Annotated in this window: 14 protein-coding genes; 12 read left to right on the forward strand and 2 right to left on the reverse strand. The window is 62.7% G+C overall.

Features of this window, described 5'->3' with window-relative positions:
- Positions 1-20 precede the first annotated feature (20 nt).
- Together DSM107133_RS11455 and DSM107133_RS11460 are read right to left on the reverse strand one after the other, a co-directional pair.
- The gene (locus DSM107133_RS11455) at positions 21-1,280 is read right to left on the reverse strand and encodes a VWA domain-containing protein (RefSeq protein ID WP_114293387.1); all 1,260 of its coding nucleotides are present in this window, start codon (positions 1,278-1,280) and stop codon (positions 21-23) included.
- 59 nt (positions 1,281-1,339) lie between these two features.
- Entirely contained in the window at positions 1,340-2,248 is a 909-nt protein-coding gene (locus DSM107133_RS11460) for a MoxR family ATPase (protein WP_114293386.1), read from the reverse strand.
- 216 nt (positions 2,249-2,464) lie between these two features.
- On the opposite strand from DSM107133_RS11460, the gene DSM107133_RS11465 reads away from it, so the two are divergent.
- From DSM107133_RS11465 to DSM107133_RS11520, 12 genes are all read left to right on the forward strand, one after another.
- On the forward strand, positions 2,465-3,502 hold the full coding sequence (locus DSM107133_RS11465) for a glycosyltransferase family 2 protein (RefSeq protein ID WP_114293385.1): 1,038 nt from the start codon (positions 2,465-2,467) through the stop codon (positions 3,500-3,502).
- Positions 3,499-4,125, forward strand: a complete 627-nt coding sequence (locus DSM107133_RS11470) for a sulfotransferase family protein (protein ID WP_114293384.1) — start codon at positions 3,499-3,501, stop codon at positions 4,123-4,125. The genes DSM107133_RS11465 and DSM107133_RS11470 overlap by 4 nt, the downstream gene beginning before the upstream one ends.
- The gene (locus tag DSM107133_RS11475) at positions 4,125-6,506 is read left to right on the forward strand and encodes a glycosyltransferase family 2 protein (protein WP_114293383.1); all 2,382 of its coding nucleotides are present in this window, start codon (positions 4,125-4,127) and stop codon (positions 6,504-6,506) included. The genes DSM107133_RS11470 and DSM107133_RS11475 overlap by 1 nt, the downstream gene beginning before the upstream one ends.
- 3 nt (positions 6,507-6,509) lie before the next feature.
- On the forward strand, positions 6,510-7,211 hold the full coding sequence (locus DSM107133_RS11480; protein ID WP_114293382.1) for an FkbM family methyltransferase: 702 nt from the start codon (positions 6,510-6,512) through the stop codon (positions 7,209-7,211).
- Positions 7,208-8,272, forward strand: coding sequence for a glycosyltransferase family 2 protein (locus DSM107133_RS11485; RefSeq protein ID WP_114293392.1), 1,065 nt, complete (start codon positions 7,208-7,210; stop codon positions 8,270-8,272). The genes DSM107133_RS11480 and DSM107133_RS11485 overlap by 4 nt, the downstream gene beginning before the upstream one ends.
- 98 nt (positions 8,273-8,370) lie before the next feature.
- On the forward strand, positions 8,371-9,288 hold the full coding sequence (locus DSM107133_RS11490) for a phosphoadenosine phosphosulfate reductase (RefSeq protein ID WP_114293381.1): 918 nt from the start codon (positions 8,371-8,373) through the stop codon (positions 9,286-9,288).
- 38 nt (positions 9,289-9,326) lie between these two features.
- Positions 9,327-10,361 (forward strand): dihydroorotase, encoded by a 1,035-nt coding sequence (gene pyrC, locus DSM107133_RS11495; protein WP_114293380.1) that lies wholly within the window; start codon positions 9,327-9,329, stop codon positions 10,359-10,361.
- 76 nt (positions 10,362-10,437) lie between these two features.
- Positions 10,438-11,118 (forward strand): orotate phosphoribosyltransferase, encoded by a 681-nt coding sequence (locus tag DSM107133_RS11500; protein ID WP_114293379.1) that lies wholly within the window; start codon positions 10,438-10,440, stop codon positions 11,116-11,118.
- 162 nt (positions 11,119-11,280) lie between these two features.
- Positions 11,281-12,777, forward strand: a complete 1,497-nt coding sequence (locus DSM107133_RS11505; RefSeq protein ID WP_114293378.1) for a replicative DNA helicase — start codon at positions 11,281-11,283, stop codon at positions 12,775-12,777.
- A 370-nt stretch (positions 12,778-13,147) separates the two neighbouring features.
- Positions 13,148-14,188, forward strand: a complete 1,041-nt coding sequence (gene alr / locus DSM107133_RS11510; protein WP_114293377.1) for an alanine racemase — start codon at positions 13,148-13,150, stop codon at positions 14,186-14,188.
- Positions 14,185-14,958, forward strand: coding sequence for an ABC transporter permease (locus DSM107133_RS11515; RefSeq protein WP_114293376.1), 774 nt, complete (start codon positions 14,185-14,187; stop codon positions 14,956-14,958). Before alr ends, DSM107133_RS11515 begins: the two co-directional genes overlap by 4 nt.
- Positions 14,955-15,701: an ATP-binding cassette domain-containing protein gene (locus DSM107133_RS11520; RefSeq protein ID WP_114293375.1), complete on the forward strand. Its 747-nt coding sequence runs from the start codon at positions 14,955-14,957 to the stop codon at positions 15,699-15,701. Before DSM107133_RS11515 ends, DSM107133_RS11520 begins: the two co-directional genes overlap by 4 nt.
- The last annotated feature ends 34 nt before the right edge of the window (positions 15,702-15,735 follow it).

A 15,735-nucleotide genomic window follows, 5' to 3' on the forward strand; every position in this document is an offset into this window, starting at 1 on the left:
GGCGCTGCCCTATGTGGCGCTCACTTCCCGATCAGCCCCATCAGCCGCGCCTTTTCGCCTACGTCGTCCTTGCGCGAGATCACTTCGGCCAGTTCTTCAAGCGAGGCGATCGAATGGCCGGCGCGAAAGCTGTCCACGTGGGGCAGCATGGCGGCGATGCCGCGCGCCTTTGGGGCGAATTCGTCCCAGCGCAGCAAGGGGTTCAGCCAGATCAGCCGTTTGGCCGACAGGTGCAGCCGCTGCATCTGCTTGGCCAGCACCTCGGGCGCGCCGCGGTCCAGGCCGTCGGTGATCAGCAGCACCACGGCACCCTGCCCCAGCACGCGCCGTGACCAGTCGCGGTTGAACGCCTCGATACACTCCCCGATGCGCGTGCCGCCTTCCCAGTCCTGCGCTTCGGCGCCGGCGGCGGCAAGGGCTGCGTCGACGTCGCGGTGGTCCAGATGGCGGGTGATGTTGGTCAGCCGCGTCCCAAAGGTAAAGGCGTGGACCTTTGCCCAGCCTGCCCCTTTGGCGTTGCTGACCGCGTGCAGGAAATGCAGAACCACCCGCGAATACTGGCTCATCGAGCCGGAGATGTCGCACAGCACCACCAGGTTCGGCCAGCGTTTGCGCGGCGCGCGGCGGGCGATGGTGCGGACCTCGCCGCCCGTGCGCATGGCGGCGCGCAGGGTTTTCGCGGGGTCGACGCGGCCCCGCAGCGCCGCCTGCATCCGGCGGGTGGGCATCGGTTCGACCGGCAGGCGCATCCGCGCCAGCATCCGCTTGGCGGCGGCCATCTCGGCGGTGCTCATCTGCTCAAAGTCCAGCGTTTTCAGCTTTTCCTGCGCCGAGGTGGTGAAACTGGCATCGACCTCTATCTGGGTTTCGCCGTCGTCCTCGTCCTGTTCGGGGTCAAAGTCGGGTGCTTCGGCCCCGTCCAGCAGCGCCTCGGCGGCGCGTTTCTCGCCTGCCTGGCCTGCGCGCTCTTCCTGCACCCCGCGAATGGCGGGCAGCATCGCGGCCATCATATGTTCCAGATAACGCGGATCGCGCCAGTACAGCCGGAAGATCTGGCGAAAGATCACGCGGTGTTCGGGGCGGTTCACGAAACAGGCGTGCAGGGTCCAGTAGAAATCGCGCCGCTCGGTAAAGCCTGCCACCTCGACCGCGCGGATGGCGTCGATGACGCGACCCGGACCGATGGGCAGGCCCGCGCGACGCAGGGCGCGGGCGAAATGGGTGATGTTGCCCGCAAGGCGCGGGTTTTCGGGCAATTCCAGGGGGAGGTGTTCGACCATGCGTCAGACCCCGGGGGCCAGCCCCCGGACCCCCGGGATATTTGGGGCCAAAAGAAGCATCAGGTCGGCTCCAGGCTGGCGCGGGCCTGATCCAGCAGGCGTTTGGCTTCGGAGCCTTGCAGTTTGGCGATGTCGTCCTGGTATTTCAGAACGGCCCCCAGCGTGTCGGCGATGACCTCGGGCGACAGGGTCAGCACGTCCAGCGCCAGCAGGCATTTCGCCCAGTCGATGGTTTCGGCCACGCCCGGTTTCTTGAACAGATCCTCGGTGCGCAATTGCTGGACAAAGGCCACGACCTCGCGGCTGAGGTTTTCCGCGGCTTCCGGTGCGCGGGCGGTCAGGATGTCCATTTCGCGGTCGAAATCGGGGTAGTCGACCCAGTGATAGAGACAGCGGCGTTTGAGTGCGTCGTGCACCTCGCGGGTGCGGTTCGAGGTCAGGATGACGATGGGCGGCTCGGGGGCCTTGATGGTGCCCAGTTCGGGGATCGTGACCTGAAAGTCGCTGAGCGCCTCGAGCAGGTAGGCCTCGAACGGCTCGTCGGTGCGGTCCAGCTCGTCGATCAACAGCACCGGCGCGCCGTTTTCGTCGGGGCGCATGGCGTCCAGCAGCGGGCGTTCGATCAGGAACTCCTTGCTGAACAGCTCGGCTTGCAGGGCGGCGCGGTCGGCGGTGCCTGCGGCCTCGGCGGTGCGGATGGCGATCATCTGGGCGGGAAAGTTCCATTCGTAGACAGCGCTCGAGGCGTCCAGCCCTTCGTAGCATTGCAGGCGGATCAGGCGGCGGCCCAAGGCTGAGGCCAGCGCCTTGGCGATCTCGGTCTTGCCCACGCCGGCCTCGCCTTCCAGAAACAGTGGGCGGCCCAGCGACAGTGCGAGGAACACCACGGTGCCCAGCGCGCGGTCGCAGACATAGCCCTCGGCCCCCAACATCTGCTGTACCGCGTCGATCGAGGTCGGTTTGGTCATTGTGGTCTCCCTTGCGCCTGTTGCGACAAACGTGCACCGCTGACCGGTCAGGTCAAGGGGCACGGGTGTGCCATCGTTGACGCAGGAAGACGCGGATGGCATTATATTTACGGAATAACAGAGGTTTTGCGGGCACATGTGCCTGACGGAACCCGATCAGAGGCGGATTAGGCAGATGAAGCGTGACCGAAGCCGGGACACAGCAGGGGCGCGCATATGCGCATAACAGCGGTGACATGTGTCAAGAACGAAGGCCCCTTCCTGTTGGAATGGATCGCCTTTAACCGCCTGCTGGGCGTGACGGATTTTCTTTTCTATTCAAACGATTGTACTGACGGAACCGACCGTCTGCTGGATGCGCTGCAAACGCGCGGCATCGTGCGGCACCTGCCCAACCCCGCCGAGGGGCGCAATTACCAGATGGAGGCGTTGAAAGACGCCAAGGGTCAGGACATCATTGCGGGCGCGGACTGGGTCTGGGTCGCGGATGTGGACGAGTTTCTGAACATCCATGTGGGCGATGGCACCATCCCTGCCCTGATTGATGCCTGCGGCAATCCGCAGGCGATCAGTGTGAATTTCCAGTTCTTTGCCAATGACGACGTGGACGCCTATGAGGACCGTCCGGTGATCGAACAGTTCACGCGCAGCCACAATCCCGATCTGTGGTGTGGTGAAACGGCCGTAGAGGTCAAAACGCTGGTGCGCGCCGATTTCCCCCTGCAATATTACGGCGCGCACCGTCCGTTCTTTCGCGAGAAACTGCCCAAGAAAAAACGCCCCGTCTGGACCGATGCGTCGGGGCGACCTGTGCAGCACCGGTTTCTGGTTGCCGCCAACCCGCGCCGCATTCGCAGGTTTCCGGCGCATGGGTCGCGCAAGTTTGCGACGCTGAACCATTATGCGCTGCGCTCGCTGGACAGCTATCTGGTCAAGAACGACCGGGGCGATGTGAACCGCGAGAACCGCGCGTTCGACGACACCTATTGGCGCGAGCGCAATGACGCGGCGTGGGAGGATACGTCGATCCAGAAATACCTGACCCCCCTGCGCAAAGAAATGGCCGCGCTGATGGCGGACGCTGAGATTGCCACCCTGCACGCCGAAGCGGTCGCGGCCCATATTGCCAAGCGGGACGCACTGCTGGCGCAGCCCGAATATCAACAGATGCAGGCGCAGTTGCGCGTGGCGTCAAAGCTGCCACCTCAGGAACAGGCGTTGATCGAGGCACTGGGACTGGAGCCTGTGACATGAGCCTGCGCGTCGTCAATCTGGGCCTGCCCAAGACCGGCACGACGACATTGGCGCGGGCGCTGAAGATGGCCGGTTTCAAGGTGGCCGACCACCGCGTGCGCCCCAAGCAGACAGATGTGAAATCCCTGCACAACCAATATGTTGCCGAGCTTCTTTATCGCGGATATTTTGAAACCGGCGACCCCGGCGTGCATCTGGACCCGTTTGAATGTGTATCGGAGATCAGCCTGTTGCGCGAGGGCAAGTCGCTGTGGCCGCAGATGGATTTCGGCCTGATCGAGGCGATCCGCGCCCATCATACGGGGGTGAAATTCCTGGCATCGAACCGCGATCCGTTCCAGCTGAGCCAGTCGATGCTGGCGTGGTCCGATCTGGGCGTGGCGCGATTGCCGCAGGCGGGTATTCCCGGCCTGCCCGAAGGCTATGGCGAGACGACCAAACAGCGTGAACAATGGATCAGCGCCCATTACGCGCATTTGCGTGCGCTGTTCGCGGGCCGTGACGATTTTCTGGAGTATGACGTGGCCGACGCGGATGCCCGCGACCGCATCGCCGCCTTTCTGGGCGTGCCGCTGCCGTGGTGGGGCCGCGCGAACCGCAATTCGAACAAAAAGGCGTCGTGATGCGCATACATCTGCATATTGGCCTGGAACAGGTCGGCGCCGACCGTCTGCAATCGGTCATGGCCGACAAACGCGAACAGTTGCTGGCCAAGGGCTATCTGTTTCCGCGCAGTTTGGGGCCGAAGAACCACACGCGCCTGTATATGGCGGTGACTGACCCCGCCCATGTGGACCCGCTGCGCTATAACCGTGGCTATATTCCGCAAGATAAACAACAGGTTCTCTATGACACCGTGGCCAGCGATCTGGCGCGGGATGTGGCCCAGCACAGCCCCAGTGATCTGATCCTGTCGGCCTCGCAACTGGGGGCCAGTCTGGCCCGCCCCTCCGAGATTGCGCGGCTGCACACGCTGCTCACGCCGCTGTCGGATGACATTCGCATCATCGCCCATGTGGACGAACAGGCCAGCCTGCTGACCCGCTGGTACGCCGAGCAAATCCTTGAGGGGCGCGGTGTGTCGCTGACGCAAGAGTTGGGTTTGGCGGGCAGCAAAACGTGGTGGGACGATTGTCTGGCCACCGCGCCCGTGATCGACCCGCAGGCGGGCGTGTTCATGGAAAATCAGGCGGCCCCGTTCTGGCTGGATTACAAGCGTTTGGTGACCCATTGGGAGGAGAGCTTTGGCGCGGGCAGTGTGAGCTTGCGGCCCTATGATGCCGAAGGGTTTGCCGCCGACACGGTTACGGAGGAAATCCGCGCCATGTTCGGGATTGACGCGGTGCTGGGCAAGGCAACGCCTGTCGAGGTTCCTGCGCCCACATCGGCGGCGGCGCTGACGCGCGGGCGGCAGATGAATGCGCTGTTGTTGCAGGTTCTGGCGGATCGCAAACGCATTTTGCCGCGCCAGTTGTGGCGGTCTTTTATCAATGAAATCAACGTCGATGGCGACCCTGTTGATGTGGCTTCGCTCTCGGCCATTTCAAAAACCTTTGCTGCCGACAATGCCGCCCTACTGAAAACGCAACCGGCACTGAGCAAGGACACCTTCAAGAAACCGCGCGCCAAGGGCACGTGGGAAGAGGCCGACCCAAAATTCGGCTTTCGCGCCACGCAATACCTGTTGGGCTTTATGTGGCGCATCGACAAGGCGACCCGCGAAGAGCGCAAGACCAAGGGCGCTGATCTGGATGCGGCCAAGGCCGGCAAGGCGCCGAATGGCGCGGCCCCTGCCAAAGCCGAACCCCGGTCGGACGGGCTGAGCGAGGTTGCGCGCAAGCTGATGCCGCCGCTGGCGATCCAGAACTTTGACAAGCTGAAAAACTCCTCCTTTGCACCCCACAACAAGCTGGGGGCGGTGGACGAAGAACAGCTTGCCGCCAGCTTTGTCCCGATCCCGCCGCGCGATCTGCCTGCGGGCAGCAGCGGCAATGTGATCGTCGGCTGCATGAAGAACGAGGCGCCCTATATCGTGGAATGGGTCGCCTATCACCGCGCCATGGGTGTGGATAATTTCCTGATCTATACAAACGGTTGCGAGGACGGGACCAGCGAAATCCTGGACCATTTGCAAGAAATGGGCGTGCTGCAACACCGCAACAATGACAACTGGAAGGGCAATTCGCCCCAGCAATACGCGCTGAACCAGTCGTTGAAAGAACCCGTTATCAAAAACGCCGACTGGATCATTCACATCGACGTGGACGAATTCATGAACGTGCGCACCGGCAACGGCACGCTTCAGGATTTCTTTGACGCGGTGCCCGATGCCACCAATGTGGCGATGACATGGCGGCTGTTCGGGCACAACGGGGTGACCGATCTGGCCGATGAATTCGTGATTGACCAGTTCGACCATTGCGCCCCGAAATTCTGCCCCAAGCCGCACACGGTCTGGGGCTTCAAAACCATGTTCAAGAACATCGGTGCCTATGAGAAAATCAGCTGTCACCGCCCCAACAAGCTGGCTCCGGCGTTCAAGACATCGGTGAAATGGGTCAATGGTTCGGGCAAGGACATGACCAAGGAAGCCGCCGAAAACGGTTGGCGGTCGTCGAAAAAATCCATTGGTTACGACCTGTTGCAGCTTAATCATTATGCGCTGCGCTCGGCCGAAAGCTTTCTGATAAAACGCCAGCGCGGGCGCGCGCTGCATGTGGATCGCTCTATCGGGATCAACTATTGGATCCGCATGGACTGGTCTGATTTCCGGGATGTCACCATCAAACGCAACCTGCCGCGCCTGCGCGCGGAATACGACCGGTTGATGCAGGACGACACCCTGCGCGGCTGGCACCAAAAGGGTCTGGACTGGCACAAAGCCAAAGCCGAAGAGCTGCACGCCATGCCCGAATTCGAGGACCTGTACAAACAGGCGCTCGAAGTGAAGCTGACAGAAGTCGAGCGTGTGGCCTATGCCCTCGCACTGGATATGGAGAGCTGACTGATGGACGGAACAACCGACGTAAATGCGCAGCCCAGCATCAGATCGCGCGGGCTGCGCTATCCCAAGGCGGCGTTCATGACGCCCGCTATCCGCACGGCCTTGCGCAAGGACACCTACGAAAACACCATGGTGACTGCGTGCAGCCGCACTGCCCTGCCCGAAGACACGGTGCTGGACATCGGCGCGGGTATCGGCGCAGTGTCGGCCACGCTGGCCAAACAGCAAAACGTCAAGATGGTTCATGCGGTCGAGGCAAACCCCGAACTGGCCGCCTATCTGACCAAGATGTTCGCCATGAACGGCATCGAAAATGCCGGCGTCATTGCGGGCACGCTGGGTGCGCGCAAATCCACCGCTGATTTCTATGTGCGCAAGAACCCGTCGATGTCATCGCTGGTCGAGCGCGAAGAAACGACCGCCTCGAAAGTCGAAAAGATCGACGTCTTGAACGCCAAGGCTCTGATCAAGGAGCTGTCGCCCACCGTTGTCATTGTCGACATTCAAGGCTCGGAAGCGGATCTGGTCCCCCAGCTGGACCTGTCAGGCCTGCGTGCCGCCGTGGTAAAACTGCACCCCAAATGGATCGGCCCCGAAGGGGTGAATGCGGTGTTTGCCGCGATGATGCAGGCGGGGCTGAACTACAACGCGCGCGGCTCGTCGGGCAAGGTGGTGTCGTTCCGCAGGGCGTGGCCCACCGCGTGAAGGTTCTGGCCGTCCTGTGTGTCCGCAACGAGGCGGCGTTCCTGCTGGAGTGGCTGGCGCATCACCGCGCCTGTGGGTTCACCGATTTCCTGGTGTTCTCGAACGATTGCGAAGACGGCACCGATGTGATGCTGGATGCGCTGGCCGATCAGGGCTGGCTGACCCACATCCGCAACGATGGCCCCTATGACAAGGGTGGCATCCAGTTCACCGCGCTGAAACACGCGCAAAAGCTGGACATCGTGCAACAGGCCGACTGGATTCTGCCGCTGGACGTGGATGAGTTCGTCAACATCCATGTGGGCGACGGCACCGTGCCCGCCCTGCTGGATGCCCTGCCCGAGGCCACCGCGATCACGCTGACATGGCGGCTGTTCGGCAATGGCGACCAGATCCGCTATACAGACACGCCCGTCACCGGCACCTTTACCAAATGCGCGCCTGCCGTGCTGCACTGGCCGTGGCGGGCGTCGATGTTCAAAACCCTGTATAAAAACGACGGCACCTATCGCAAACTGGGGGTCCATCGCCCGCGCAACCCCGATCCCGCGCGGCTGGACCGGTCCCGCTGGTTCGACGGTGAAGCGCGTGAACTGGACGCGCAGTTCAAAACCAAGCGGTTGTTCAGCAATTTCGGGCGGTCGAACACTGCGCTGGTGCAACTGAACCACTATCCGCTGGGCGCAATGGAAAGCTATGTGCTCAAGGCAGATCGGGGCCGCGCAGTGCATTCCGACCACGCCCTGGGGCTGGATTACTGGGTCGAGCGGAATTTCTGCTCGGATACCGACACCAGCATAGCGCGCATGGCCGTCACCAGTGCCCCCGTTCTGGCCGCCCTGAAAGCCGATTCAACCCTTGCCCCGCTGCACCAACAGGCCGTCGCCTGGCGCCACGCCCGGTTTGACGCGCTGATGCAACAAGAACCGTTTCGCGCCCTGTTCGGCCGCCTGTTGATGGCGGGCCCCACGCGGCCCGTGTCGCCAAGGGCCGCACGGTTCATGGTACAATACGCCAACCGCGCGCGCAGCAGCTCGAAATCCGCAACAAAGGCACCTTAACCGCAACAATTTTCCGCAATTTTGCCTTAATTCACGCGTAAATCCTCAACTCAAAGATGTGTGGTCCGCCCGCACGGTACTGGTATTGAGGACGCCCGATGCAGGATGCAGCCACCACATTCAACGCCGAGCTTGCGGGCCTCGCCAAAGCCGAATGGCTGACCAAACTGGCCGATATTGCCGAAGAACACGGCTATTTCGAACCCTTGGGAAAACGTCATTTCACCGCCTTTGTGGAACAGGGCACCACCCTGCTGGTCACATTCGAAACCATACAGGGCATGCGCGCCCTGTCTGAATCTGCGGTGCCGCTGGGCTGGGAGATGGTGCGCGATCACGGCTGGTCGCATCTGTGCATCGGATCAGACGGCGACACATGGTTTCGCGCCGATGCGCTTTATGCCTATTTCGACCGACTGATTGATGACGGCTTTTTTGACGAATTCGAAACAGTCCTGTTTTACGGTGCCGGCCCTTGCGGCTATGCGGCGGCGGCCTATTCGGTCGCTTCGCCCGGTGCCACGGTGCTGGCGATCCAGCCACAGGCCACGCTGGATGCACGGGTTACCGAATGGGACGACCGCTTTGTCGACATGCGCCGCACGGATTTCACCCAACGCTACGGCTATGCGCCCGACATGCTGGACGCGGCCAAACGCGCCTTTGTCATCTATGACCCGCGTGAAACCCTGGACGCCATGCACGCGGCCCTGTTCACCCGTGCCAATGTCCACAAATTGCGCACCCGCCATCTGGGCGATGCGATCCAGACCAACCTGATCGAAATGGACATGCTGAAACCGCTGCTGGAACAGGCGGCGATGGCAACCCTTGATGATGCCAGCTTTTTCACCCTGTGGCGGGCGCGCCGCGCCCATCCGCCCTATCTGCGCAACCTGCTCAGCGCGCTGGAAGCCGACAAGCGCATGCTGCTGGTCAAGGCGCTGTGCAAGAACGTGACAGCGCGCATGAACGCGCCACGCTTTGCCCGCAAGCTGAAAGAACTGGGCAACTGACGCTGGCGCGTTGTCGCGCCGCGTGCTAACGGCAGCGCATGACAGATACCCTTGCGATCCGCCGCCCCGATGACTGGCACCTGCACCTGCGCGATGGCGCCATGATGCGGGCCGTCCTGCCCCAAACCGCCGCCCATTTCGCCCGTGCGATCATCATGCCCAATCTGGTGCCGCCCGTGGTCACCGGCGCACAGGCGCAGGCCTATCGCGACCGGATCATGGCCGCCCTGCCCGCGGGCATGGATTTCACCCCGCTGATGACCCTGTACCTGACCGAGGACACGGATGCCGCCGACGTGGCTGCCGCCCATGCCTCGGGTCTGGTCAAGGCGGTCAAGCTGTACCCCGCAGGTGCCACGACCAATTCCGCCTCGGGCGTGGCCAACTTCGACAATGTGCGCCCGGTGCTGGAGAAAATGGCCGAGATCGGCCTGCCGCTGTGCGTACACGGCGAGGTCACCGATGCGGACATCGACATTTTCGACCGCGAGGCGGTGTTCATCGACCGCGTCCTCGACCCGATCCGGCGCGCGACGCCCGGCCTGCGGGTGGTGATGGAACATATCACCACGTCCGACGCAGTCGATTATGCCAGCGCACAGGACGACACCTTGGGCGCCACGATCACCACGCACCACCTGGTGATCAACCGCAACCACATCCTGGCCGGTGGCATCAAACCGCATTATTACTGCCTGCCCGTCGCCAAACGCGAAACGCACCGTCTGGCCCTGCGCCGTGCGGCCACTTCGGGCAACGCGCGCTTTTTCCTTGGCACCGACAGCGCGCCGCACACCGACGCCAATAAACTGCTGCCCTGCGGCTGTGCCGGCTGCTTTACCGCGCCCAACACCATGTCGATCCTGGCGCAGGTCTTTGAACAAGACAGCGCGCTGGACAAGCTCGAAGCCTTCACCTCGCTCAACGGCCCCGCCTTCTACGGCCTGCCCGCAAACGACACGATGATGACCCTGACCAAAACCGCACCGACCTACCCCACACACATCGACACCGACGACGGCCCCGTCACCGTGTTCGACCCCGCGATGCCGCTGGACTGGTCCGTGACCTGACCTTCATCTTGCCCGATAAACTCCCGCCGGAGGCTCCCACAGCTTCCACACGCCCAAACGCCCAAGGATGCACGCCATGATCCCCACCAGCTATCCCGACGCCGCCGAAATGGCCCGCCTGACCGCCCGCATGTTGCTTGAAATCGAAGCCGTGCACCTGAATGCCAAAGACCCGTTCACGCTGGCCTCGGGGCTGCCCAGCCCGACCTATATCGACTGTCGCAAGCTGATCTCCTATCCGCGCATCCGATCGACCCTGATGGATTTCCTGACCGTCACCGTCATGCGCAACGCGGGCTTCGAGGCCTTCGACAACGTCGCAGGCGGCGAAACCGCCGGCATCCCCTTTGGCGCACTGGTGGCCGAGCGGATGGCGCTGCCCATGACCTATGTGCGCAAGAAGCCCAAAGGCTACGGGCGCAACGCCCGCATCGAAGGTGTGATGACCGAAGGCCAGCGTGTTTTGCTGGTCGAGGATCTGACCACTGACGGCGGATCGAAGCTGTCTTTCGTCGATGCGATTCGCGAAACCGGCGCCACCTGCGGGCACACGGCGGTGATCTTCTACTATGGCATCTTCCCCGAAACCGAAAAGACCTTGGGCGATCATGGGGTTGCGCTGCACCACCTGTGCACATGGTGGGATGTGCTGGCCGAAGCCAAGGCACAGGGCACTTTTGATGATGCCACGCTGGAGGGCGTCGAAGCCTTCCTGAACGACCCGCGCGGCTGGCAGGAAGCGCATAAAAAGGCGTAAATCCGCCACATCATCTGGTTTAGTGCGCTGCGCATCTACACCAGATGATGTATACTCACCCCCAGATCAAGGTTATCCACAGGATTTCCAGATTGCCTGTGCTGCACGGTGCCGTCTAAGACAGGACACCCGCGGGTGACGGGTCAATAAACGGGGTGAGCAATGAACGAGATCAGCAGTATCCAGAACGCCGCGCCTGAGGTTCAGGCCGCCGAAACCATGCCGCATTCCATCGAGGCTGAACAACAGCTTCTGGGTGCGATTCTGACCAACAACGATATTTACGACCGTGTCGCCTCGATCATCGGGCCGCACCATTTTTACGACCCTGTGCACGCGCGCATCTACGACATCGCCTCGGCCCGTATTGCCAAGAACAACCTGGCCTCGCCGGTGACGCTCAAGGCGTTCATGGAAGACGACGAAGGCCTGAAAGAGCTGGGCGGCCCTGCCTATCTGGCCCGTCTTGCCGGTGCTGCGATCAGCGCCTTTGCGGTGCGTGACTATGCCCAGATGATTTATGATCTGGCGGTGCGGCGTGATCTGATCCAGCTTGGCCGCGACATCAGCGCCAAGGCGGCCAAGGTCGATGTGGCCTCCGAACCGCGCGAGCAGATCGTCGAGGCGGAACAGCAGCTGTACAAGCTGGCCGAACAGGGCCAGACCGAAAGCGGTTTCCAGTCGTTCCTGAAGGCGGTGACCGATGCGGTCAACGTCGCCAACGCTGCCTATCAGCGCGAGGGCGGTCTGTCTGGCGTTTCGACCGGGCTGATCGACATGGACAAGAAGCTGGGCGGGTTGCACCGGTCCGATCTGTTGATCCTTGCGGGGCGTCCGTCGATGGGGAAAACCTCGCTGGCGACCAACATCGCGTTCAACGTGGCCAAGGCGTACAAACGCGGCATCCTGCCCGACGGGTCAGAGGGCGCGATTGATGGCGGCGTGGTGGGCTTCTATTCGCTGGAGATGAGCGCCGAACAGCTGGCCGCGCGTATCCTGTCGGAAGCCTCGGAAGTGCCCAGCGAACAGATCCGCCGCGGCGACATGACCGAGGCCGAATTCCGCCGTTTCGTGGATGCAGCCAAGTCGCTGGAAGCCTGCCCGCTGTATATCGACGACACGCCTGCCCTGCCGATCAGCCAGCTTGCGGCGCGCGCGCGGCGGCTGAAACGGACGCACGGGCTGGACGTGCTGATGGTCGACTATTTGCAACTGGTGCGCGGCACCGGCAAATCCGAAAACCGGGTGAACGAGATTTCCGAGATCACCATGGGCCTGAAAGCCATCGCCAAGGAACTGGACATTCCGGTCATTGCCCTGTCGCAGCTGTCGCGTCAGGTGGAAAGCCGCGAAGACAAACGGCCCCAGCTGTCGGACCTGCGGGAATCGGGGTCGATCGAACAGGACGCCGACGTGGTGATGTTCGTGTTCCGCGAGGAATACTACAAGGAACGCGAAAAGCCCGGCGATCACGATCTGGAAGCGATGGCCAAGTGGCAGGAAGAAATGGAACGCCTGCACGGCCGCGCCGAGGTGGTGATCGGCAAGCAGCGTCACGGCCCCATTGGCACGGTCGAGCTGAGCTTTGAGGGACGGTTCACCCGCTTTGGCAACCTTGTACAGCCATGGCAGCAGAGCGCAGGCGAGCAGGAGTTTTAGGGAGGTGATGGGGGGCAAAGCCGCCGTTCACAAACGACCGCGAAGCCGCGCATTGACGGGCCGTGGTGCGGCGATCCGACCGTCGTGCATGGCACTTTATGGCAGCCAAATACATCCGAACTAACTGTTACACACTACAGCAGCCAAATCGCCGTGCCGGCGGACGGCCCGGCGATGCGCGGCGGCCTTCGGCCTTGACTCCGCGCAAAGGGAAGAACTGACAGGGCTAAAACCTGACATTCTTTGCGATCTGCACCAAGGTCCATTCAGCAACCTCAAACCAGACATTCACCGCCTATTCCGCCTTCTCCGACACCTTGAGCGGACGTTACACCTTGACCTCGGACCCAAACATGGCACAACGCCGCGCATGACATCAGCGACTTTGACAATCGACACCGGCGCCATCGCGCGAAACTGGCAATCACTTGACGCGCGCACCGAGGTGGAAACCGGCGCGGTGGTCAAAGCCAATGCTTACGGGCTGGGCGCGCCCGTCGTGGCACGGGTGCTGGCCCGCGCGGGCTGCCGCAGCTTTTTCGTGGCCACCGCCGAAGAGGGCGCCACCCTGCGCGCCGCTTTGGGCCAGGGGCCTGTCATCTATGTGTTTTCCGGCCATATGGACGGCGACACCGGTGCCATCCGCGAGGGGCGCCTGACGCCGCTGCTGAACTCGGTGGATCAGATGCTGCGCCATGTCGAGGCGCTGCCCGGATCGCCCTTTGGCCTGCAAATGAACAGCGGGATGAACCGTCTGGGGATGCAAGCGTCGGAATGGTCCGCCCTGCGTGACATCGCCATAGCCCAACGCCCCGCGCTGATCATGTCGCATCTGGCCTGTTCGGACGAACCCGACCACCCCATGAACGCCCAGCAACTGCGCACATTCCGCGAGATGACAGACGGCATCGACGCCCCGCGTTCGCTGTCGGCCACAGGTGGCACGCTGTTGGGTGAAGAATTCCACTTTGACCTGTGCCGTCCCGGTGTGGGCCTGTACGGCGGCCTGCCCTATGCCGAATCCGAGGCCGTCGTGACATTGGACGCGCCGGTCATTCAGGTGCGCGATGTGGCTGCGGGCGAGTCGGTTGGATACGGCAATATGTGGGTTGCACAACGCCCCTCGCGCATCGCCACCATTTCCGCAGGCTATGCCGACGGGCTGATCCGCGCCATGGGCAACGCAGGCAAGGCGCAGGTCTGGGCAGGTGACACCGCCCTGCCCATCGTGGGCCGCGTGTCGATGGATCTGATCACCGTGGATGTCACCGATCTGGGCCACGATCCGGCGCGCCTGCAACTGCTTGGGCCACACCAGAGCGTTGACGATCTGGCCACCGCCGCAGGCACCATCGGCTATGAGGTGCTCACCTCGCTGGGCCACCGCTATGCCCGCCGGTACACCGAATGAGATTTGTCGCCGCCATTGGTGCCGCAACGCTTGGGCTGCTGGCGGCGGTGGGCCGGGTCTCGCTTTATGCGGCGCAAACCCTCAGCCACCTGCTGCGCCCCCCCTTCTATTTTCGTGAACTGGCCATCGCGCTGCTGAACATCGGCTGGCTGTCGCTGCCTGTGGTCGGGTTGACGGCGATTTTCACCGGCGGCGCGCTGGCCTTGCAGATTTACGCGGGCGGCGCACGGTTCAACGCCGAAGCCGTTGTGCCGCAGATCGTCGCCATCGGCATGGTGCGCGAACTTGGCCCCGTACTGGTGGGCCTGATGATCGCCGCGCGCGTGACCTCGTCGATTGCCGCCGAGATTGCGACGATGAAGGTGACCGAACAGATCGACGCATTGGTCACACTCTCGACCCATCCGATGAAATACCTGACCGTGCCCCGCGTGCTGGCCGCAACCCTTGTGGTGCCCTTGCTGGTGGCGGTGGGCGATGTGATCGGCATTGCCGGCGGCTGGGCCGTGTCCACGGGAACCCTGGGGTTCAACCCGGCGGCCTATCTGAAAAACACGGTGAACTTCCTTGAACTGCGCGACGTGGTTTCGTCACTGGCCAAAGGCGGCGTCTTCGGCTTTATCGCCGCGCTCATGGGCTGCTATTTCGGCATGAATTCGGGCCGTGGCGCCCAAGGTGTCGGCCGCGCCACCAAAGGCAGCGTCGAGGCTGCCGCGATCCTGATCCTGGCCGCCAACTTCGTGCTGACGGGGCTGTTCTTCTCGCTATGATTACACTTGAAAACGTCCACAAATCCTTTGGCAGCAACCACGTTCTGCGTGGTGTGAACCTGCATGTGCCCAAGGGCACGTCGATGGTGATCATCGGCGGCTCGGGCACCGGAAAATCCATTACGATCAAGGCGGTGCTGGGCCTTGTCACGCCCGAACAGGGCAGCATAACCGTGGACGGAATCGACATCACCCGCACCGACCGCGACGCGTTTCTGGCGCGCTTTGGCATGTTGTTTCAAGGCGCGGCCCTGTTCGACAGCCTGCCGGTCTGGCAAAACGTCGCTTTCCGCCTGTTGCGCGGATCGCTGAAACGCCCCCGTGATCAGGCCCGCGCCATCGCCATCGAAAAGCTGCGCCGTGTGGGCCTGACCGAGGACGTGGCCGACCGCCTGCCCGCGGAACTGTCGGGCGGTATGCAAAAGCGCGTGGGGCTGGCCCGCGCCATCGCCGCCGACCCCGAGATCATCTTCTTCGACGAACCGACCACCGGCCTTGATCCGATCATGGCGGGCGTCATCAACGACCTGATCCGCGAAATTGTCACCGAAATGGGCGCGACTGCGGTGACCATCACCCACGACATGTCCTCGGTGCGCGCCATTGCGGACAACGTGGCGATGCTGCACGAGGGTGTGATCAAATGGACGGGGCCGGTGGCCGATATGGACGCGGCCCAAGATCCTTACGTCGACCAGTTCATCCACGGTCGCGCCACGGGGCCCATCGCTGCGGTCCGCTGATCGCGCACCGGCTTGACTTGAACCGCACCCTGCC

This window comes from Pseudosulfitobacter sp. DSM 107133 (assembly GCF_022788695.1).
Classification (GTDB): Bacteria; Pseudomonadota; Alphaproteobacteria; order Rhodobacterales; family Rhodobacteraceae; genus Pseudosulfitobacter.